Source organism: Mycobacterium kiyosense, assembly GCA_021654635.1.
Lineage (GTDB): Bacteria > Actinomycetota > Actinomycetes > Mycobacteriales > Mycobacteriaceae > Mycobacterium > Mycobacterium kiyosense.
In genome coordinates this window covers 1,435,358-1,454,682 of the sequence record AP025179.1, presented here as the reverse complement: position 1 = coordinate 1,454,682, position 19,325 = coordinate 1,435,358, and the positions used below count along the sequence as shown (strand labels likewise).

The window sequence follows — 19,325 nt, the reverse complement described above, 5'->3', positions numbered from 1 at the left end:
TGATCGATTCGTGGAAGCTGAGCAGTCGCGCCGCCAATACGCTCTTGCCGGCCATCGAGTCCGCCCTGGCGCGCGGCTGGCCAGTCGAAGACCTCACCGAGCATCTGATTCGACATCCCCAGGGCGCACGTGAGCCCATCCGCGTCATCGGACGGCGCCTCACCGAGGCCTGGCACGGCGCAGACCCACCCGTGACGACGGTGCCGTGGTGCGGTGAGTGCGAGGACGCGCATTTTCGCACCATCACGGTCACTGCGGCCGACGGAACAGAAGCTGCGCGGTTTTGTCCACAATGCAGCCCTCAAATCCACAGGGGCCCTACGTCCGTGCAAACTTCTGGCAAAAATGTGGAAAGGTGGTGAATTATCTTGGAAAAGCAACGTGTTCAACGATCTGCCGCTGCTGCTTGCGGTCCCCCACGCAGCGCAGCTGTTGGGAATCAGCCGAGCCGCAGCCTATCGACTCGTGGCCTCTGACGAGTTGCCCGTCCGTCGACTTGGTGGCCGAATTTACGTCGTCACGGCCGACTTGCGCAAACTGGTGGCATCGTGAAAGGCACTGTCCACCAGCGGGGTTCAGCGTGGTACTACAAGTTCCGCTTGTCCGAGCGGGACCCCGCCACGGGCAGATATCCGTGGATCACCAAGGGGGGGGCTTCGACACCGAGCGCGAAGCGTGGAAAGCGTGCCGAGACGCCATGCGCGACGCTGACCGCGGCCGAGTTGTCAAACCCTCGACCCGCACGGTCGCGCAGTTCCTCACCGAATGGCTCGCAGCCGTCAAACCTGCGCTCGACGCCACGACCTGGCGCAGCTGGAGCGATTATGCCCGCACATACGTTATCCCCCCCACATCGGTGCCGAGCGCCTGCAGAGCCTTGACGAGCCGCTACTCCTGAAGCTATACGCCAAACTGCTCACCGAAGGTCGCGTCAAGCGAGACAACGACACTGTGATGTACGCCTATTGGTCCGAGCGCAATGCCTGCGGTTCCCCACCCACACCACGGCAACTGTCGGAGGCCTGCGGCACAACGATCCATGCGGCCCGCACCGCAGTACGATGCTACCGGGTAGGCATTGTGCCCAAACCGGTTTCGCCGGGATTGGCACCCAAGACCGTCCGCAACGTTCACGCCTTCCTGCATCGTGCCCTCGTTGACGCGGTGGCCTGGAAGTACCTCACCGACAACCCGGCGAGCAACGTGAAACCACCGCGTCGACCCCGCACTCGCCGGACAGTGTGGAGCGCTGAGGAGATCCGCACATTCCTGAAGTCGATCCGCGACGACCGCTTCGCCACGCTGTTCCTGCTGGAACTCACGACCGACATTCGTCGCGGCCAGGTGTGTGGCTTGAAGTGGCCGGACGTCGACCTGGATGCCGGCGTCGTCACCGTCCACGACAATCGCGTGGTAGTCGGCGGCCGGGCAGTCGATAAGGCCGGCGGCAAGACCCGCAACGCCGATCAAACCATTTCCATCGACCGCACCACCGTGGCGGCGCTTCGCCGTTGGCGCGAACTGCAAGACAGCGAGCGCGAATTCTTCGGCGACGCCTACCATTCGGGCGACTACCTCTTCACCTATCAGGACGGCCGGCCACCACACCCCGACACTATTCGTCAACGCTTCGACCGCCTGGCGGCCGCAGCAGGCCTGTCGCGCATCACGTTTCACGATCTGCGCCACTCTTACGCCACTGGCGCGCTGCGAGCGGGGATCAGCCCGAAGGTAATCAGCGAGCGCATCGGCCACGCCAACGTCGGGTTCTTCCTGGAGACCTACGCGCATGTGCTGGGCAACGACGACCAAGAGGCAGCAGAGCAAGCAGCAGAGTTCTTGCTCGGCGACGCTTGGGATGCCGGGGACGGCCCGGCGTGAGCCCACTTCGCTTGGGAATGTTGCATATAACTCTGAGGTTATATTAGTGTCGGAGTACTGGGAGATAATCCTCCTTGAGGAGGTCGAAGCCTGGTACTTCACGCTCGATAGCTACACGACGGCCGCCGTTACCGGCGCCATCGACCTGCTTAAGCTCGAAGGACCAAGCTTGGGTCGTCCAACGGTGGACAGAGTCAAGGCATCGAAGTTTCACAGCATGAAGGAGCTGCGGCCGGTCGGCACCAGCATCCGGATTCTGTTCATCTTCGACCCAGAGCGGCAGGCAATCCTGTTGCTCGGCGGCGACAAGGCGGGCAACTGGAAGAGCTGGTACGACAAGAACATTCCGAAAGCTGAGCAGCGCTACGAGAACTGGCTGGCAGGAAGTGACGACGATGGCACGACACTGGCGTGAAATCCGCGCTGAGGCGGTTGCGTCGGGGCACGTTGACCCCGCACGCGCGGATGCCGCACGCAAAGAGATGTACGACGCCGTCCAGGCGCAGCGCCTCGCCGACATCCGCAAGGCTCATCACGCCCGTCAGGCCGACGTCGCCGCGCTCATGGGTGTGTCGCAGGCCTGGGTGTCCAGGCTGGAGGGCGGCGACCTGTCCCATACCGAGTTGGGCACGCTGCAGTCGTACGTGGCTGCGCTCGGCCGGGAGTCTAAGGGTCGTCGCAGAGTTTGGCGAGAGGATCGTGGAGCTAACCACTTGACGAACTCGCCCTCTTTTCGGTGTACCGGCATTCGACTTGGAGACGAGGGCCCGAACTGTAAGTTCTCGATTCCCCTGTCATTCAACTCGGCCGTGACCTGCCGCGATGAACGGCGTCCCGTACTTTGGCATGGGGACTTCATCCCAGAGACTTGTATTTTTCTGAGCTAAGCGCGGTCCACGATAGGTCTCCGCTCGGGACCGCGAGAATCAAAGCAGACGGCGCGCGAGCTTGTCGGGGACAGACTATCTAGCCCTGGGCCGCCCGACGATTATCGAGCCAAACTTCGGGCGTATCGCGCGTGCGTCAGCAGCCAGGTACTGCGTGTTTCGTTCCGTCGGTTCATCATTCGATGAGACATCCGTCGTCTGAGCGTGCGCAGTCGCATCCGTCGGGCCGCGCGCACAGAGAGCCGGCGTATTGGCGCCGACAAGTGCTGTCCGACAGACGCTTTCGTACGCCAGCGTAGCTCCGAAGCATTAGACATCACGTGCACTCCAAATGCCGCCGAAACCCACCTGGCAAACGGCGAATTCACTCCAGAAACATCTGCTCGGCATTGACTCTGTTCACCAAATCAAGGTATTATTCTGTTGTGGTTCAAGCTAATTCAACACGCAAGGCGCAGCCGACGCGGACCGTCACAGCGGACAATGTTATGACAGACCATCCCTCATGGCAAACACATGGCGATATTCGCATACGCTGCATCCGCGATGCCGATAGCGTATGGCTGATCACCTGCGAACCAGCCCAGAATGGGCAGACCCGGGTGTGTTACGAGGCGCTGCAAGGGGCGGGCACGCCGCCCGAATGGACGCTGTTCGACTGCACCCAATTGGGTGGTGCAACAACAATGGGACACCGGCTCCGCGCAATGAAGGTGGTGGCGCGATGGCGCAACACTGACCTGTGGGATGCATTGGCTACGTCAATCATCCGTCAGGTCATTCGCGCCGCCCACGCCCGGCGGCTCTACACCGCGATGTGCGCCGCATTCGGACCCCACTTCGACACCAAACACGGCGCGACCGCCGCGTTTCCCGACGCCCACACCGTGCTAGCCCTGACTGACACCGATCTGACCGAACTCGGCTTGAACTTCAAACGCGACGTTCTGCGTGCTGCTGCGCAGGCCTACCTGGCCCACGGTCAACACTGGGCGACACTTCCTCATTCAGATCTGGTCGAGGCGCTGACCGCGGTGCGACGCGTCGGCGAGTGGACAGCACGGGCCACCGTTGCCGACTACTCCAACGACTTTGCGCTCTACCCCTACGGCGACCTCGCGGTGCGCACATGGGCGGCAGCCATGGACGCCGACACCTCGTGGCCAGCGACCGACGCAGCGTTTGCCCAGGCATGGAAGAATATGGCTCAAGCAGACCTGTCCGCCTGGACGGTGTCAACGCTGGCGTTTGGAGCACTACATGGGCGGCGAGCCGCACCCGGTGCTCGGACTCGCACCGGGGCAGCCCGCTGACGTCATCTTTGTCAACGCGCCACTGCGCGATTACGAGCAGCGGCCACGAACCAACGACTTCACCCTGCCCGTGCTGGGGATGGCCTACATCGCCACCTATGCACGCGCGCAAGGCTTCGCCGCCGGCGTCCTGGACGCTGAAGCGCACGGTTTGCCGCTGCAGGCTGCCGCGCAACTGATCAACAGCCACAGCCCACGGTGGGTCGGCTTGAACCTTCTGGCTCCCACGTACGAGATGAGCGCGAAGCTGGCCGAGCTGATCAACCCGCACAGCCACCTGCTAGTGGGCGGGCATCACGCGCGCGCCCTCCCCCACCGAGTATTGCGCGATCCTCGGATGGGCAACTGCCGGGCACTGGTGATCGGCGAGGGCGAACTACGGGTTACGGAACTGCTCGGTGATCTGACCGCCCGGCAGCGCCTGCCCGCGGTCATGTGGCAAGACGACCGCGGCGACATCGCGACCGGCAACGCTCGCGGCCCTGACCGTGCACGCTGGCTGGCACCCGACCTCGACGCACTGCCGTTCGTCGACCGCACACTGCTGGCCAACGATCCAGTGGACACCGGCCAGCGGTTGCGCGCCAGCATGGTCGGCGCCCGCGGCTGTCCCTACAACTGCTCCTTTTGCGGCGCGGCCGTCTCCGCCAATCCCGACGTCACCATCCGGGTGCGCTCACCGCACAACATCATCGCCGAAATGCAACAGCTGCGTGACTCCGGTGTCACCGCGTTCCGCTTCGTAGACGACCTGTTTCTCGGGGCAAGGCGCGTCATCGCCGAGATGGTGTCCGGATTCACCGAGCAGGGCGTCGGCGACTGGGCCACCTGGGATGCCACCGGCCGCATCAACGTCGTCGACCGGCTCACTGACGAAGAGATCGAAGCACTGCACCGGCAGGGATTGCGCGAAGTGGCCGTCGGAATCGAATCGGCCAGCCCCCGGGTGCTGAACCTAATCGACAAACGCATCGATCCCGATATGACCCGACGCGTCGTCACCCGTCTTCTGGCCCACCACATTTCCGTTAAGGGGTATTTCATCTTCGGGTTTCCTACCGAAACCTCCGCCGAGATTTCCGCAACACGCACGCTCATCGAGCAGCTCTGGGCACTCAGCGACCACCACGATGCCGACTTTCGCGCCTCTGCGTTCGAATACCGCCCCTACCCTGGCACGCCGGACTGGGCGCGGCTGGTGGCGACCGGTGCCTACTCCGAAGACGAGCTGCTTGACTACCGCCCGGTGGACCTCACCGAAGGCGGCATCAACGAGTCGATGTATGACCGTGACGAATTCAACTTCGCTATCGGCCGCGACCTCGCCGCCGCACCACGCGCCGACATCCGCGCCGCACTGTCGGCGGTGGTCGCCGAGCAGCACCGCCGTGCCCAGCACAAAGCTGCGCAACCTGCAGCCGCCGACCGATGACACCCGGACTGTTTGTCACAATCGATGGCCTCGGCGGAGCCGGTAAGACCACCACTGCCCAACTGGTCGTCGAGGAGCTGCACACCCGGGCGCTGCCCGCGCTCTACACCCACGAACCGTCGGATTCGGCCACCGGCCGATTTGTGCGTGAGCAATTCGGATCGATCAACGGTCCTGCGCTGGCATGCTTGGTGGCCGCCGACCGCCTAGACCATGTCGCCAGGGTGATCTCGCCCGCCCTGGAGGCCGGCACGATCGTCATCTGCGACCGCTATGTAGCGTCTTCGCTGGTGCTGCAATCACTCGATGGCGTACCCGCCTCCTACATCACGGCCCTCAACTCGCCTGCTCCTCGCCCCGACCTGGCCGTGGTTCTCGAGGCCAGCGCCGATACCGCGTGGTCGCGCATCGTCGGCCGCGGCTCCCACGGCCGTTTCGAGGAACATCGCGCACAATCCGACGCCGAACACCGCGCCTACGCGCAGGTAGCTGCCGACCTGACAAGCCAAGGTTGGAACATGCACACCGTGGACACAGAGGCGACCGCCGCACCGCAGGTCGCCGTTATGATCGCCGATCTCATCACCGAGACGAGCCAAACACTGCAGCTTTGATCAAATTACAACATTGTTCTTTGCTAGACGGTAGTCCCCAGGCCCCGGGCGTTGTCGCAGAGCTCTGACCACGTGCGCTTCGCCAGTGATCAACAGGCCGCCACCCCGTGAATCCCTGTTATCCACAGAATCCGCTCAGTTCTGCACAATGCGACTAACAAGCGCGGTGCCGTACGGTGAGCCGATCCGGCGCGGAAGGCAGGCATGGTTGCACCAGAACAACCACAATTGCTCGGCCTCGACGTGCCCGAACTCGCCGAACGACGACGCCAGCGCACCGCGCTGAGCGTCCGCCACCTCACCCGTTGGGCCCACCGGCAGATCGGCGTCATCGCCCAGATCACCGGCGTCAGCCGACACAGCGAGGGCTTCCTGCTCTCCCAGGCGGTCAAACTCAGCGAGGAGGTCGGCGAACTGCACGCCGAGATCCTCGGACACCTACGCATGCAGCGCACCGACAAAGCGAAGGCGTTCAACACAGAGACGCTGGCAGGCGAACTCGCCGACGTCGTGATGTGCGTCGCGGTGCTCTCCCAAGTGCTGGGCGTCGACCTCAGCGACGCGCTGCAGAATAAGATGGATACCGTCGAGCACCGTATGGCCACCCTCACCACTCGCTCCAGCGGCTGACCGTGCACCATGGCATCCGCGAAGCGCTCCTGCAGGCTGCCCGTGGCGCGCACAGTCTCGTTGGCAGACAACACGATTGATTCTTGGGTGCCAACCAAGCATGGCGATAGCCAGCGCTGAGCTACGAGGCGGCCAGCCGGGCGCTTGAGATGGTTTGGTCAGTCGCCCAAGTTTACCGCCGCGACTGTCTCATAAATCTCGTCGTCAGAAAGCTTCCTTGCGAGGTAGGCGACCCAAGCTGGGGTGTACACGTACTTGCCCACTAGTTTGTTCCAGTAACAGAACTGAGTCTTGGTCTTGAATTTGTCCGCTGCCCCGGTTGCTGGGCGGACGTTGAAGTACTTCCAGGCTTGGGTGTGCATGTGCATCGTAAAGTCGCGGTCGATCTGCGCGTTGACCTGCTGAACGACTGCCCCTGGCAGGAATTCATCGACACCGCCGATCGGCACTGTGCGGTCACGAATGATGGTCCTCACTTGGTCCATCACGCCCTTCTGGTCGTCGGTGAGTTCATCTTCATGAACGAACGTCATCGCAGCGTCTGCGTCGGTTTTCGCACCCTTATGCGGAATCAGGTACACCTTGAACTCGAACCGCTGGTCGGCCGCAATGTCTGGTTCAACGGAAGTGTCGAAGTCCTGAACCCACTCGAGCACTCCCTTGGGAATGCGGGCACGCACCTTCTTGAGGGAGTCGACAGCGTCCCCGGTGATCGACGACAAAAACAGAGGGAACCGCAGCTCATCCGCGAGGCCTTCATCGTCCCCGAACAGCTCGATGACCGTTCCCTCGTAATTGAGGAGATACGCCTGAGTCTTGCCGGCGACCAACGCAGCGATGTCTCGCTCATAGCGGTGCTCAATGATGTTGCGAAGTCCAGTGAAGAATCTCAGATTAGCTTTTCGGGGATCAATTTCGGCGAATTGCTCCCTGGCTAGATCGTGCAGCCCCCGGTGCTTGTATCCGCCATCAGGGTGCCTGATCCGCCAACCTCGCTCATCGCGGATGAAAATGTCCAAGCCACTCCTCTCGAAGTGCGCCTGCAGCAGCTTGAGCCAACCCATCGACATGTGAACGATGAATGCTTCGAGCTGCCGTTCCATACCTGACCTGTTGTACAGATCAACCGCGAGCCTCACCTCGTTCTTCGAGTCTTGGAGGACATACCACCATCGCGGCTTCCTTGGCATCAGCGCAGTATGTCATTTCGACCCGCGACGAAAGACGACCATCTCGCCCGCTCGCGGTACGAAAAAGTTCGCCCTGATTGTTGACGACGGATGAGAACCCGGCCACGCCAAAACACCACCGCCTGGCAGGCGTCGTTGCGCTGCACCGAAGCATTCCCAACCTGTTCTCGAAACTTGTTAGCTTTGCGAATATTCCCAAAAGTGTTCCCAATGCCATAGAAAATGGCCCCCAGGCTTGCGCCTGAGGGCCATTTCCGCTGGTAGCGGGGACAGGATTCGAACCTGCGACCTCTGGGTTATGAGCCCAGCGAGCTACCGAGCTGCTCCACCCCGCGTTGGTAAACGAAAGGTTACCCAACACGGGCAGGCGTCTCCAAATCGCGTGCTCACCGGGCCAAGCAGCCGGTAAATCCGTTGCGGCCAACTCAGGCGGACGGATAACCTTCGACCGGCCGTCAGGCAGGAACAGCGCCCATCAGGCCAGCACATCAGAACCCCCAACCAGGAGACCGTCATGCCCGAACGCCTCGGGCACAAGCTGCTCAACTTCGCCTCCGAGATCGCCCCCGACACTGTGCAGCAGGCCCAAGTCACCGCATCGATGCCGTTCGTGCACCCGCACGTCGCATTGATGCCCGACGCGCACCTCGGCAAGGGCTCGGCTGTCGGCACCGTCATCCCCAGCAAGGGCGCGGTCATCCCCGCGGCGGTCGGGGTCGATATCGGCTGCGGCATGGTCGCCGCCAAGACCCGCTGCACCGAAACAGACCTGGTGCAAAGGTTCGACGGCGACTACCGCCCCCAACTTGCGAAGTTGCGTCAGTCGGTAGAGGACGCGATACCGTTGTCGCCGGGCAATTACAACACGAGCCTGCAACGTTTCCCGTTCACCGCCGCCAAGCACCGGGAACTGCTCGAGTTGCAGAAGACTCTCGACGTGGACCTGTCGCACAGCCCAAAGTGGATGCAGCAGTTGGGATCTCTGGGCGGCGGCAACCACTTCATCGAACTGTGCCTGGACGCCGACGACACCGTCTGGCTCTTTCTACACAGCGGCTCACGCGGGGTCGGCAACAAGATTGCGCAGCGTCACATCAAGATCGCCCTGGACAACTGCTCAGCCGATCCGTCGATCACGTTGCCGCACCGCGACCTCGCCTACCTGCGGGAGGGTACGGCCGAATTCGACCGCTACATCCAGGATTTGGAGTGGGCACAACGTTTCGCCTACCTCAACCGCGCCGAGATGATGGATCGATTCATCGACGCCTTTGCCTCATGGATGGCGGTCCAACCGCAGCTGGTGGAAACCGAGCGCATCAACACCCACCACAACTACACCGCGAGAGCGACTATCGACGGCGAAGCCGTCTGGCTCACCCGCAAGGGCGCGATCGACGCCAGCGAAGGCAAGCTGGGCATCATCCCCGGCTCGATGGGCACCCGCTCATACATCGTGTGCGGCAAGGGAAACGCCGATGGGCTGTGGTCGGCCCCGCACGGGGCAGGTCGGCGGTTCAGCCGGACGAAGGCCAAGAAATTGTTCACCGAGCAGGACCTGGCCGACGCCATGACGGGGATCGAGTACCGCCACGGAAAGGAGTGGATCGATGAAATTCCGCAGGCGTACAAGGACATTGACCAAGTCATGGCCGACGCCGAGCCGCTGGTCGAGGTGGTGACTTCGCTGCGGCAGGTGATGAGCGTCAAGGGCCAGTAAGACCGATCATCGCGGCCGGTCCGAGCCGATGGGAACGCTAGGCGCCGGTGAAGTTCGGCGGACGCTTCTCCAGGAACGCCCGCGGCCCCTCCTTGGCGTCCCGAGAGCCCATCACCTCCATGCCGAGTTCCAGCTCCCGGGTGAACGCCTCCACTTCGGGCTTGGCCAGGTTCTCCACCACCGAGGCTTTGATGTTGCGCACGGCCAGCGGGCCGTTGGCGGCCAGCCGGTCGGCCAGCTCGCGGGCCCGCTGCAGCGCTCCCCCGCGCGGTGTCACATGCCCTACCAGGCCGACCTCGTAAGCACGTCGCCCGGAGATCGGGTCTCCGACTATCAGCATGTCCATGGCGACCGTATACGGAATCTGGCGCGGCAGCCGCACGGTCGACGCGCTCATCGGAAACAGGCCGCGCTGCACCTCGCTCACGGCCAGTTGCGCGTCCTCGGCGGCCACGCGGATATCGAAGGCCTGCAGAATCTCCATGCCGCCGGCGTAGCAGTAACCCTCGACGGCAGCCACGATCGGCTTCTTGACGTAGTGGTTCTTCAGGAGCCCTTTGTAGATCACCGAAAAGTCTTGGCGGACACGCTCTTCGTACTCGTTCTCGGCCGGCTGCCCGGATATCAGCGCTCCGACCAAGCGGTCGAGGTCTGCTCCCGCGGAGAAGTGGCCACCGGCCCCCGTCATGATCGCCACGCGCAGTTCGGGATCGCTGTCCAGCAGATCCCACGCGTCGGCGAGGCGGCACAGCATCTCCGGGTTGAACGCGTTGCGCTTCTCGGGCCGGTTGAGGGTGAGCGTCAGTACGTGGCCGTCACGTTCGACGAGGACCGCGGGATCTGGCATGGTCGCCTTCCTTGGATCAGCTGTTGCATGTCGCGCCGAGTGTATGGCGACGGGGCGAGTTGGCACCGCGACGAGCGGCCCCAAAATGACGCCAAATCCGGGCTGAGACCGTACATATGAGGACGCTCACGAGAGACCGCCAGGTCCAGCGGCTATTTGGTGTTGTTGAACTTCGTGATGGCCTCGTCAAGACGCTGCAGCGCCGACCCGTACCCCGCGAAGTCGCCCTTCTTCTGCGCATCCCTGGCAGCGCCGATCGCGGCCTGAATCTCTTGCAGCGCAGCGGCTTTCGCTGGGGACAAGGCCGCGGAGGCGTCCGGTGGCGGAGGCACCGCAGCCGTCGGCGGTGGCGGCCCCGGCCCGGCAGCCGGTCCGGGCGGCGTATTGGCCGGCGGGCTGACCGGCGCACCGGCCTCGGTCGGCTGGATACCGGTCGCGGTCGCACCCGCACCCGGACCGAACAGTCCCGTCAGCGCATCGCCGACCGTCGGCCCGTAACCGATCTTGTCGTTGTACATCATCGCCACCCGGATCAGCCGCGGATACGACGACGCCGCGTCACTGGCCCCCGGCGAGGCGTAGACCGGCTCGACATACAGCAAGCCGCCCTGGCCCACCGGCAGGGTGAGCAGATTGCCCCACTTGATCCGGTTCTGATTGTCCCGGCCGATCACACCGAGATCCTGGGACACCGCCGGATCGGTGGTGATCGCATTGTTGGCCAGTTTGGGCCCGTTGACCTGACCGGGGATGGTCAACACCGTGATCTTGCCGTAGGTGTCGCGGTCCGAGCTGGCGCTGATATAAGCGGCCAGGTAATCGCGCTTGAACCTGTTCATCGCACTGGTCAGCTGATAGGAAGCCGAATTGTCGTTCTTGGCAATGTTTTTCGCGACGATGTAGTACGGCGGCTGGTAACTGCTGGCGGTGGGGTTGGGGTCCAGCGGCACATCCCAGAAGTCCGACGTGGAGAAGAACGTCACCGGGTCGTTGACGTGGTACTTCGCCAGCAGCATCCGCTGCACCTTGAACAGGTCCTCCGGGTAGCGCAGGTGGTCGGCCAACTCCGGTGTGATGTCGCTCTTGGGTTTGACGGTGCCGGGGAACACCCGCATCCAGGCCTTGAGCACCGGGTCGTTCTCGTCCTGCTGGTAGAGCGTCACGGTGCCGTCGTAGGCGTCGACGGTGGCCTTCACCGAGTTGCGGATGTAGGAGACCTTCTTGTCGGGCGCCAGTCGGTTGAAGGCCACCTCGGTGGAGTCCGCCGTCGCCGACGACAAAGACGTCAGCTCGGAGTACGGGTAATTGTCCAGCGTGGTGTAGCCGTCGATGATCCACACCAGCCGCTTGTTCACGATGGCCGGGTACACCGAGCTGTCGGTGGTCAACCACGGCGCCACCGCCTCCACCCGCTGCGCCGGGTCACGGTTGAACAGGATCTTGCTGTTGGAGCCGATCACATTGGAGAACAAGAAGTTTCGCTCGGCGAACTTCGCGGCGAACACGCTGCGCGCGATCCAGCTACCGACCGAGACGCCGCCGCTGCCGGTGTAGGTGTAGTTCTTGGTCTCGGTGCTGGTCTCGTAGTCGTACTCGCGGTCGGCGCCGGTCTTGCCGACGATCGCGTAGTCTGCGCTGGCGTTGGCGATCACCGGCCCGAAGTAGATCCGCGGCTGATCCAGCTGCGCCGGACCGTCGGACACGATGCTGCCGTTGGCGCCGACCACGTTGGCCAGGAACTGCGGGTAGCCGCCGTTCTGGTTCGGGTCGTTGGCGATGCCGCGCACGGTGTTGGCAGGCGAGGCTATGAACCCGTTGCCGTGGGTGTAGACGGTGTGCCGGTTGATCCAGTCGCGCTGGTTGTCGATCAGCCGTTCCGGGTTGAGTTCGCGGGCGGCCACCACGTAGTCGCGCAGCGCGCCGGTGCGGTCCAGATACCGGTCGATGGATAACTGCTCGGGGAAGTAGTAGAAGTTCTTGCCCTGCTGGAACTGAGTGAACGCCGGACTGACGATGGTCGGGTCCAGCAACCGGATGTTGGAGGTGGTGGCGCGGTCGGCGGCGACCTGCTGTGCGGTCGCCTGGCTGTCGCCGGCGGTGTAGTTGCGGTAGGTCACCACGTCCGGCGTCAGCCCGTAGGCCTGCCGGGTCGCCGCGATACTGCGGCTGATGTATTCGCTCTCCTTCTGCGCCGCATTGGGTTTGACGCTGATCTGCTCGACGATCATCGGCCAGCCCGCACCCACGATCATCGACGACAGCAGCAGCAACACCAGCCCGATGGCCGGAATCCGCAAGTCGCGCAGCGTGATCGCGGAGAACACCGCGGCAGCGCAGATCAGCGCGATCGCCATCAGGATCAGCTTGGCCGGCAGCACGGCGTTGATGTCGGTGTAGCCGGCCCCGGTGAACGGCTTGCCGCCGCGGGTGTGCGACAGCAGCTCGTAGCGGTCCAGCCAGTACGCGACGGCCTTGAGTAACACCAGCACGCCAACCAGGGTGATCAGCTGGATCCGCGCCGAGCGGCTCAGCGCCCCGGCCCGCCCGGACAGCCGGATGCCGCCGAACAGGTAGTGCGACACCAGGTTCGCCAGGAACGCCAGGAACACCGCGACGAACAGATAGCTGAGCACCAGCCGGTAGAACGGCAACTCGAACGCGTAGAACCCGAGGTCCTTGCCGAACTGCGGGTCGGTGATCCCGAAGTCGCCACCGTGCAGGAACAGCTGGACCCGCGCCCAGTAGCTCTGCGCTACGACACCGGCCAGCAACCCGACGGAAGCGGGAATCCCGATGCCCACCAACCGCAGCCGGCTCATGACCAGGGCCCGGTACCGCGCCACCGGGTCGTTTTCGTTGCTCGGGACGAACACCGGGCGGGTTCGGTAGGCAATCGCCAGCCCGGCAAACACGATGCCGCCCACCAGCAGACCGGTCACCAGGAAAACGACGATGCGGGTGACCAGCACGGTGGTGAACACCGAGCGGTAGCCGAGTTCGCCGAACCACAACCAGTCGACGTAGGCATCGATCAGCCGCGGGCCGGCCAGCAACAGCACGATCACACCCAGTGCGATCAGGATCAGAATCCGGCTACGCCGAGTCAGCTTCGGCATCCTTGCGGCGGGCCGCATTCCCACTGGCTACGCTCCCTGCTCTGTTTCCCCGACGGTCACAACTGTACGCATCACGCCACCCGCGGTCGGAGTCAGCAACTCGGGGTGGCCGCCCCCGACGTCATCGCGTGCAGCGCGTCCACCGCCGAACTGAGCGTCTCCACCTTGACCAGCTTGAGCCCGGACGGGATGTCGGAGACCGCTTCGTAGCAGTTCTTGGCCGGCACCAGGAACACGGTCGCCCCAGCGGCGCGGGCCGCGGCCATCTTGTGGGTGATGCCGCCGATGGGGCCCACTTTGCCGTCGACGCTGATGGTGCCGGTGCCCGCGACGAAGGTGGAACCGGCCAGGTCGCCGGTGGTGAGTTTGTCGACGACGGCAAGGCTGAACATGAGTCCGGCCGACGGGCCGCCGATGTTGGCCAGGTTGAACTGCACGGTGAACGGCGCCCACGGCGCGTCCAGCACCGCGACACCCAGGAACCCGTAGTCACGATCCTTATTGGTGCCCAGCGTGATCTCCGCGACGCCCGGCGGCTCGTTCTTGCGGCGGTAGTCGATGGTCACGACCTGACCGGGTTTGGTGTTCTTCAACATCCCGGTGAACTGCTCGACGTTGGCCACCGGCGTCCGGTTGACCGCGTCGATCGCGTCGCCCGGCTTGAGCTTCCCCGACGACGGGCCGCCCTCGCTGACCGTCGCGACCGTCACCGCCTCGGGGAACTTCAGGTAGCCCAGCGCGGCGTACTCGGCGCTGTCCTCGGAATTCTTGAAGTCGGCGTCGTTGGCCTTGTCGACCTCGTCGCGCGACTTGCCCGGCGGGTAGATCAGATCGCGCGGCACCAGCTGCTCCTGACCCGAAATCCACAGTCCCAGAGCCTCACCCAAGGTCAGGTCGTCGCGCTGGGACACCGTCGTCATGTTCAGGTGACCCGTCGTCGGATGCGTCTGGGTGCCCTCGATGTGGACCACCTGGCTGCCGTCGACCTCTCCGAGGGTGTCGAAGGTGGGGCCCGGACCCAAGGACACAAACGGCACCTTGGCCACGGCCAGCAGAACGCCGAACACCACGATCGGGACGAGCGCGACCACCAAGGTCAGAATCCGCCTGTTCACGCCGAACACACTAACCGGCGCGGGTCACACCCCGTTCAGCTACGAGCGTGACCACACCTCGCGCTTTCCCGTTCCGCGATGAGTACCGTTGACGTTATGGCTGACCTGCCCTTCGGCTTCTCCTCGGGAGACGACCCCGATCGCGACAAGCGGCGCGAGAACGATCCCGAGTCCGGCGCCAACCCTTTCGGATTCGGCGGCGAGTTCGACATGGCCAACCTCGGCCAGTTGTTCACCCGCCTGGGTGAGATGTTCGGCGGTGTCGGCAGCGCCATGGCGTCGGGGGCATCGGGCGCGGGCGCCGGCCCGGTCAACTACGACCTGGCCCGTCAGGTCGCGTCCAGCTCGATCGGCTTCGTCGCACCCATCCCGGCCGGCACCAACTCGGCGATCTCCGACGCGGTGCATCTGGCCGAGACCTGGCTGAACGGCGCCACCGCACTACCGGCCGGCACCACCCGGGCGATCGGCTGGAGTCCTACCGACTGGGTGGACAACACCATCGGCACCTGGAAACGGCTGTGCGATCCGATGGCCCAGCAGATCTCGTCGGTGTGGGTCTCCGCGCTGCCCGAGGAAGCCAAGGGCATGGCCGGGCCGCTGATGCAGATGATGTCGCAGATGGGTGGCATCGCGTTCGGGTCGCAGCTGGGCCAGGCCCTGGGCCGGCTGTCCAAGGAGGTACTGACCTCGACCGACATCGGACTGCCGCTGGGCCCCAAAGGCGTGGCCGCGATCCTGCCGGACGCCGTAGAGGCCTTCGCGTCCGGGCTCGAACAGCCCCGTAGCGAGATCATGACGTTTCTGGCCGCCCGCGAGGCCGCCCACCACCGGTTGTTCAGCCACGTTCCCTGGCTGCCCAGCCAGCTGCTGGGGGCCGTCGAGGCATACGCGGCGGGCATGCAGATCGACATGTCCGGCATCGAGGAGCTGGCCCGCGATTTCAACCCGGCCTCGCTGGCCGACCCCGCCGCCATGGAACAACTGCTCAGCCAGGGTGTGTTCGAACCCAAGGCCACCCCGGCCCAGACTCAGGCGCTGGAGCGGCTGGAGACCCTGCTCGCGCTGATCGAAGGCTGGGTGCAGACCGTGGTCACCGCGGCATTGGGCGAGCGGCTACCCGGCGAGGCGGCGCTCAGCGAGACGCTGCGCCGGCGTCGGGCCAGCGGCGGTCCCGCCGAACAAACCTTCGCCACCCTCGTCGGCCTGGAACTGCGGCCCCGCAAGCTGCGCGAGGCCGCGGCCCTGTGGACGCGGCTGGAGCAGGCCGTCGGGATGGACGCGCGAGACGCCGTCTGGCAACACCCAGACCTGCTGCCCAGCGCCGAGGACCTCGATGACCCTTCGGCGTTCATCGACGGGGTGGTCGGCGGCGACACCAGCGGGATCGACGCCGCGCTGTCCGACCTGGAAGCCGAACTGGGCCGCGAGAACCGCGGCAACGACGATCCCGGCGCTGTGGATAACTGAGGACGCCAGCGCACCGATCGTGGCACCGTGACACGTCATGGCGCGGCCCGCTTTGTATTGCCTGGACCCCGCGATGCCGGTGCTGCTGCGGCCCGACGGGGCGGTGCAGGTCGGCTGGGATCCCCGCCGGGCAGTGCTGGTCCGGCCGCCGAGCGGGCTGACCCCTGGTGGTTTGGCCGCGGTGCTGCGGTCCATGCGCTCACCGGTGCCGCTGATCGACTTGCATCGGCAGGCCAACGGCGAGGACCTGACCGAGTTGCTGCAGCAACTCGTCAACCACGGCGTGGCGAGGCGCGAACCCGCCACCAGCACGGGTCGCACGGCCTCGATCCGCGTGCACGGGCGAGGGCCGCTGTCGGATCTGCTGGTCTCGGCACTGCGCAGTTCGGGAGTGCGGACCGGCCACAGCAGTCAACCGCACGCGGCGGTGTCCACCGCCACCGTGGATCTGGTGGTGCTGGCCGACTACCTGGTCGCCGACCCGCGCATCGTGCGCGACCTGCACAGTTCCGGCGTCCCGCACCTGCCGGTCCGGGTGCGCGACGGCACCGGGCTGGTGGGGCCACTCGTCATTCCCGGCGTGACCAGCTGCCTGAGCTGCGGCGACCTACACCGCCGCGACCGCGACGCAGCGTGGCCGGCCATCGCCGCACAGTTGCGCGACACCGTTGGCGTGGCCGACCGCGCCACCCTGCTGGCGACGGCGGCGCTGGCACTCAGCCAGGTCAATCAGGTGATCGCCGCGGTCCGCGGCCGGCAGGCCGCTGCCCCGTCGTCGCTCAATGCCACGCTGGAATTCGACCTGAACGCCAGCGCGATCGTGGCACGGCAGTGGACACGGCATCCCCTGTGCGCGTGCTGACCGCGCCGCAGGCTCAGCCCAGCCGGCCCTGTTCGGGCACGCTGGTCGAGATCGACGCGTAGGCACGGCCGAGGGTGTCCAGCACGTCCTCGGTGAGGGTGCGCTCGTTGCGGTGCTTGTCCAGGGTTTCGATGATCGCCCGGAACAAGGCGTCGGCGGCGTCGTGCTGAGTCTGGCGTGCTGCCATGGTGGTCGCGGTCCCCTTCGGCGGGCGTGGCTTGGATCCGTCGCACGATTGCGACCCGAAGAGACTACATATCGCGAGGCAACCGCGGATGAACCAATGCAGACGATGCGGGAATCAATGCAACCTTTGCGCTGGCCGTCATGGATGATGGTTACGTGTCAGAAATCAAGCGGGGTCGCGCGGCCCGCAATGCAAAGCTCGCCAGCTTGCCCGTCGGCATGGCCGGCCGGGCGGCTCTTGGCTTCGGCAAGCGGCTGACCGGCAAGTCGAAGGACGAAGTCAACGCCGAGTTGATGGAGAAAGCGGCCAACCAGCTGTTCACCGTCCTGGGTGAGCTCAAGGGCGGCGCGATGAAAGTGGGCCAGGCGCTGTCGGTGATGGAAGCCGCGATTCCCGAGCAGTTCGGCGAGCCCTACCGCGAGGCGTTGACCAAGCTGCAGAAGGACGCCCCGCCGCTGCCCGCCGCCAAGGTGCACCGGGTGCTCGACGCCCAACTGGGCACCAAGTGGCGCGACCGGTTCAGCGAGTTCAACGACACCCCGGTGGCCTCGGCCAGCATCGGCCAGGTGCACAAGGCAGTGTGGTCGGACGGCCGCGAAGTCGCCGTCAAGATTCAGTACCCGGGCGCCGACGAAGCGCTGCGCGCCGACCTGAAGACCATGCAGCGCATGGTGAGCGTGTTCAAGCAGCTGGCGCCGGGCGCCGACGTGCAGGGCGTGGTGGACGAGCTGTTCGAGCGCACCGAGATGGAGTTGGACTACCGGCTGGAGGCCAACAACCAGCGGGCGTTCGCCAAGGCATACGAGGGCCACCCGCGGTTCGCGGTCCCGCACGTGGTGGCCAGCGCGCCGAAGGTGGTGATCCAGGAGTGGATCGACGGCAAGCACATGGCCGAGATCATCCGGCATGGCACTCAGGAAGAACGCGACCGGATCGGCACGCTGCTGCTCGAGTTCACCTTCGACGGACCGCGCCGCTTGGAGATGCTGCACGGTGACGCCCACCCGGGCAATTTCATGCTGCTGCCCGACGGCCGCCTAGGCGTCATCGACTTCGGCGCGGTGGCGCCGCTACCCGGGGGTTATCCGATCGAACTCGGAATGACGATCCGGCTGGCCCGGGACAAGAACTACGACCTGCTGTTGCCGACCATGGAGAAGGTCGGGTTCATCCAGCAGGGCCAGCAGGTGTCGGTCCGCGAGATCGACGAGATGCTGCGCCAGTACGTCGAACCCATCCAGGTCGAGGAGTTCCACTACACGCGCAAGTGGTTGCAGCGGATGACGGTCAGCCAGTTCGACCGTTCGGTGGCGCAGATCAAGACCGCTCGCCAGATGGACCTGCCGCCGAAGCTGGCCATCCCGATGCGGGTGATCGCGTCGGTGGCGGCGATCCTGTGCCAGCTGGATGCGACCGTTCCCATCAAGGCCCTTTCGGAGGAGCTGATTCCCGGCTTCGCCGAGCCGGACACCGCCGCAATCTGAGCCTGCTTTCAGGCGGCCTCCTTGCGCGGACGGCCGCGGGGACGCTTGCGGCTGACGATCGAGCCGCGCTCGAAGATCTCGCCGCCCCACACCCCCCACGGTTCGGCCCGATCGAGCGCCGCGGTCAGACACTGCCGCCGGACCGGGCAGTCGGTGCACAGCGTCTTGGCGCGTTCCAGGTCGGCCGGGGTTTCGGCGAACCACAGGTCGGGATCATTGGCGTGGCAGGGCAGGACCGGCCGCGTCTGTCTAGGGACTGGCGTAATCGACATGGCTTGTGCACCTTTTCCTGGTCGGTGAGGCTGTTTGCGGCGATCCGGACCAGGTCGGGAAGTTGTCTTCCCAAAAACTATGGCCACGGATCCTGGTGACTTCGAGTCCGTGGCCATTCGGCGAAACTGGGCTGCTCAGCTCGTTGTGCGATAGCCCCGATCCACGGACGCTTCAGTCGCGGCGGCGACACGGCGCTTGGCCGCGGCCGCCGGCGCGGCGGCATGGGCGGTGCCCCAAATGGGCATGCGGGTAGCCGCGCCCGCGCCGGATACGAGGTTGTCGATCATCGTGGCCACCCTCCTCT

At 64.9% G+C, this 19,325-nt stretch carries 18 protein-coding genes, 1 tRNA gene and 1 pseudogene; 12 read left to right on the top strand and 8 right to left on the bottom strand.

Annotated elements, in window-relative coordinates:
- Nucleotides 1–345: 345 nt before the first annotated feature.
- The 8 genes and pseudogenes from L6444_RS06915 to L6444_RS06880 all read left to right on the top strand — a co-directional run bounded on the left by L6444_RS06915 (nucleotide 346) and on the right by L6444_RS06880 (nucleotide 6,757).
- Nucleotides 346–552: a helix-turn-helix domain-containing protein gene (locus tag L6444_RS06915; protein WP_236983880.1), complete on the top strand. Its 207-nt coding sequence runs from the start codon at nucleotides 346–348 to the stop codon at nucleotides 550–552.
- 213 nt (nucleotides 553–765) lie between these two features.
- Entirely contained in the window at nucleotides 766–1,881 is a 1,116-nt protein-coding gene (locus L6444_RS06910) for a tyrosine-type recombinase/integrase (protein WP_236981461.1), read from the top strand.
- Nucleotides 1,882–1,945: 64 nt separating this feature from the next.
- Nucleotides 1,946–2,296 carry a type II toxin-antitoxin system RelE/ParE family toxin gene (locus L6444_RS06905; RefSeq protein WP_236983879.1) on the top strand — a complete coding sequence of 117 codons (351 nt, stop codon included), beginning with the start codon at nucleotides 1,946–1,948 and terminating at the stop codon, nucleotides 2,294–2,296.
- A pseudogene (locus L6444_RS06900) lies at nucleotides 2,277–2,598 on the top strand (helix-turn-helix domain-containing protein). The gene L6444_RS06905 and the pseudogene L6444_RS06900 overlap by 20 nt, the downstream one beginning before the upstream one ends.
- Before the next feature lie 595 nt (nucleotides 2,599–3,193).
- Complete coding sequence (locus L6444_RS06895) at nucleotides 3,194–4,081, top strand: DNA glycosylase family protein (protein WP_236981460.1); 888 nt, start codon at nucleotides 3,194–3,196, stop codon at nucleotides 4,079–4,081.
- The gene (locus L6444_RS06890; RefSeq protein ID WP_236981459.1) at nucleotides 4,029–5,513 is read left to right on the top strand and encodes a B12-binding domain-containing radical SAM protein; all 1,485 of its coding nucleotides are present in this window, start codon (nucleotides 4,029–4,031) and stop codon (nucleotides 5,511–5,513) included. Before L6444_RS06895 ends, L6444_RS06890 begins: the two co-directional genes overlap by 53 nt.
- Entirely contained in the window at nucleotides 5,510–6,127 is a 618-nt protein-coding gene (tmk, locus tag L6444_RS06885; RefSeq protein ID WP_236981458.1) for a dTMP kinase, read from the top strand. Before L6444_RS06890 ends, tmk begins: the two co-directional genes overlap by 4 nt.
- Nucleotides 6,128–6,331: 204 nt before the next feature.
- Complete coding sequence (locus L6444_RS06880) at nucleotides 6,332–6,757, top strand: MazG nucleotide pyrophosphohydrolase domain-containing protein (RefSeq protein WP_236981457.1); 426 nt, start codon at nucleotides 6,332–6,334, stop codon at nucleotides 6,755–6,757.
- 158 nt (nucleotides 6,758–6,915) lie between these two features.
- On the opposite strand, the gene L6444_RS06875 is transcribed toward L6444_RS06880, so the two are convergent.
- Complete coding sequence (locus L6444_RS06875) at nucleotides 6,916–7,947, bottom strand: DUF3644 domain-containing protein (RefSeq protein WP_236981456.1); 1,032 nt, start codon at nucleotides 7,945–7,947, stop codon at nucleotides 6,916–6,918.
- Between the two features lie 258 nt (nucleotides 7,948–8,205).
- Nucleotides 8,206–8,282: transfer RNA gene (locus tag L6444_RS06870), tRNA-Met, on the bottom strand.
- A 179-nt stretch (nucleotides 8,283–8,461) separates the two neighbouring features.
- Here L6444_RS06870 and L6444_RS06865 point away from each other — a divergent pair.
- Nucleotides 8,462–9,667: an RtcB family protein gene (locus L6444_RS06865; protein ID WP_236981455.1), complete on the top strand. Its 1,206-nt coding sequence runs from the start codon at nucleotides 8,462–8,464 to the stop codon at nucleotides 9,665–9,667.
- A gap of 37 nt (nucleotides 9,668–9,704) precedes the next feature.
- Here L6444_RS06865 and L6444_RS06860 read toward each other — a convergent pair whose 3' ends face one another.
- The 3 genes from L6444_RS06860 to L6444_RS06850 all read right to left on the bottom strand — a co-directional run bounded on the left by L6444_RS06860 (nucleotide 9,705) and on the right by L6444_RS06850 (nucleotide 14,745).
- Entirely contained in the window at nucleotides 9,705–10,514 is an 810-nt protein-coding gene (locus tag L6444_RS06860) for a crotonase/enoyl-CoA hydratase family protein (RefSeq protein ID WP_236981454.1), read from the bottom strand.
- Nucleotides 10,515–10,666: 152 nt separating this feature from the next.
- Nucleotides 10,667–13,654 (bottom strand): UPF0182 family protein, encoded by a 2,988-nt coding sequence (locus tag L6444_RS06855; protein ID WP_236981453.1) that lies wholly within the window; start codon nucleotides 13,652–13,654, stop codon nucleotides 10,667–10,669.
- Between the two features lie 68 nt (nucleotides 13,655–13,722).
- Nucleotides 13,723–14,745: a YlbL family protein gene (locus L6444_RS06850; RefSeq protein ID WP_236981452.1), complete on the bottom strand. Its 1,023-nt coding sequence runs from the start codon at nucleotides 14,743–14,745 to the stop codon at nucleotides 13,723–13,725.
- Nucleotides 14,746–14,823: 78 nt separating this feature from the next.
- On the opposite strand from L6444_RS06850, the gene L6444_RS06845 reads away from it, so the two are divergent.
- Nucleotides 14,824–16,215, top strand: coding sequence for a zinc-dependent metalloprotease (locus L6444_RS06845; protein WP_236981451.1), 1,392 nt, complete (start codon nucleotides 14,824–14,826; stop codon nucleotides 16,213–16,215).
- A 37-nt stretch (nucleotides 16,216–16,252) separates the two neighbouring features.
- A complete protein-coding gene (locus L6444_RS06840; protein WP_236981450.1) occupies nucleotides 16,253–17,077 on the top strand; it encodes a cyclodehydratase in 825 nt (274 codons plus the stop codon).
- A 13-nt stretch (nucleotides 17,078–17,090) separates the two neighbouring features.
- Here the strand turns inward: L6444_RS06840 and L6444_RS06835 are convergent, their stop codons facing one another.
- Nucleotides 17,091–17,264 carry a hypothetical protein gene (locus L6444_RS06835; protein WP_236981449.1) on the bottom strand — a complete coding sequence of 58 codons (174 nt, stop codon included), beginning with the start codon at nucleotides 17,262–17,264 and terminating at the stop codon, nucleotides 17,091–17,093.
- Between the two features lie 140 nt (nucleotides 17,265–17,404).
- Here L6444_RS06835 and L6444_RS06830 point away from each other — a divergent pair, with 140 nt between their 5' ends.
- The gene (locus L6444_RS06830) at nucleotides 17,405–18,748 is read left to right on the top strand and encodes a macrolide-binding ATPase MABP-1 (RefSeq protein ID WP_236981448.1); all 1,344 of its coding nucleotides are present in this window, start codon (nucleotides 17,405–17,407) and stop codon (nucleotides 18,746–18,748) included.
- Between the two features lie 8 nt (nucleotides 18,749–18,756).
- Here L6444_RS06830 and L6444_RS06825 read toward each other — a convergent pair whose 3' ends face one another.
- Nucleotides 18,757–19,020 carry a WhiB family transcriptional regulator gene (locus L6444_RS06825; protein ID WP_236981447.1) on the bottom strand — a complete coding sequence of 88 codons (264 nt, stop codon included), beginning with the start codon at nucleotides 19,018–19,020 and terminating at the stop codon, nucleotides 18,757–18,759.
- Nucleotides 19,021–19,155: 135 nt separating this feature from the next.
- Nucleotides 19,156–19,308 carry a hypothetical protein gene (locus L6444_RS06820; protein WP_236981446.1) on the bottom strand — a complete coding sequence of 51 codons (153 nt, stop codon included), beginning with the start codon at nucleotides 19,306–19,308 and terminating at the stop codon, nucleotides 19,156–19,158.
- Nucleotides 19,309–19,325: the final 17 nt, after the last annotated feature.

Bases quoted from the DNA above. Each gene is read 5' to 3' on its own strand.
- L6444_RS06915 (WP_236983880.1), top strand. From the start codon at position 346: ATGTGGAAAGGTGGTGAATTATCTTGGAAAAGCAACGTGTTCAACGAT.
- L6444_RS06910 (WP_236981461.1), top strand. From the start codon at position 766: ATGGCTCGCAGCCGTCAAACCTGCGCTCGACGCCACGACCTGGCGCAG.
- L6444_RS06890 (WP_236981459.1), top strand. From the start codon at position 4,029: ATGGGCGGCGAGCCGCACCCGGTGCTCGGACTCGCACCGGGGCAGCCC.
- tmk (WP_236981458.1), top strand. From the start codon at position 5,510: ATGACACCCGGACTGTTTGTCACAATCGATGGCCTCGGCGGAGCCGGT.
- L6444_RS06880 (WP_236981457.1), top strand. From the start codon at position 6,332: ATGGTTGCACCAGAACAACCACAATTGCTCGGCCTCGACGTGCCCGAA.
- L6444_RS06875 (WP_236981456.1), bottom strand. From the start codon at position 7,947: ATGCCAAGGAAGCCGCGATGGTGGTATGTCCTCCAAGACTCGAAGAAC.
- L6444_RS06865 (WP_236981455.1), top strand. From the start codon at position 8,462: ATGCCCGAACGCCTCGGGCACAAGCTGCTCAACTTCGCCTCCGAGATC.
- L6444_RS06860 (WP_236981454.1), bottom strand. From the start codon at position 10,514: ATGCCAGATCCCGCGGTCCTCGTCGAACGTGACGGCCACGTACTGACG.
- L6444_RS06845 (WP_236981451.1), top strand. From the start codon at position 14,824: ATGAGTACCGTTGACGTTATGGCTGACCTGCCCTTCGGCTTCTCCTCG.
- L6444_RS06840 (WP_236981450.1), top strand. From the start codon at position 16,253: ATGGCGCGGCCCGCTTTGTATTGCCTGGACCCCGCGATGCCGGTGCTG.
- L6444_RS06835 (WP_236981449.1), bottom strand. From the start codon at position 17,264: ATGGCAGCACGCCAGACTCAGCACGACGCCGCCGACGCCTTGTTCCGG.
- L6444_RS06830 (WP_236981448.1), top strand. From the start codon at position 17,405: ATGGATGATGGTTACGTGTCAGAAATCAAGCGGGGTCGCGCGGCCCGC.
- L6444_RS06825 (WP_236981447.1), bottom strand. From the start codon at position 19,020: ATGTCGATTACGCCAGTCCCTAGACAGACGCGGCCGGTCCTGCCCTGC.
- L6444_RS06820 (WP_236981446.1), bottom strand. From the start codon at position 19,308: ATGATCGACAACCTCGTATCCGGCGCGGGCGCGGCTACCCGCATGCCC.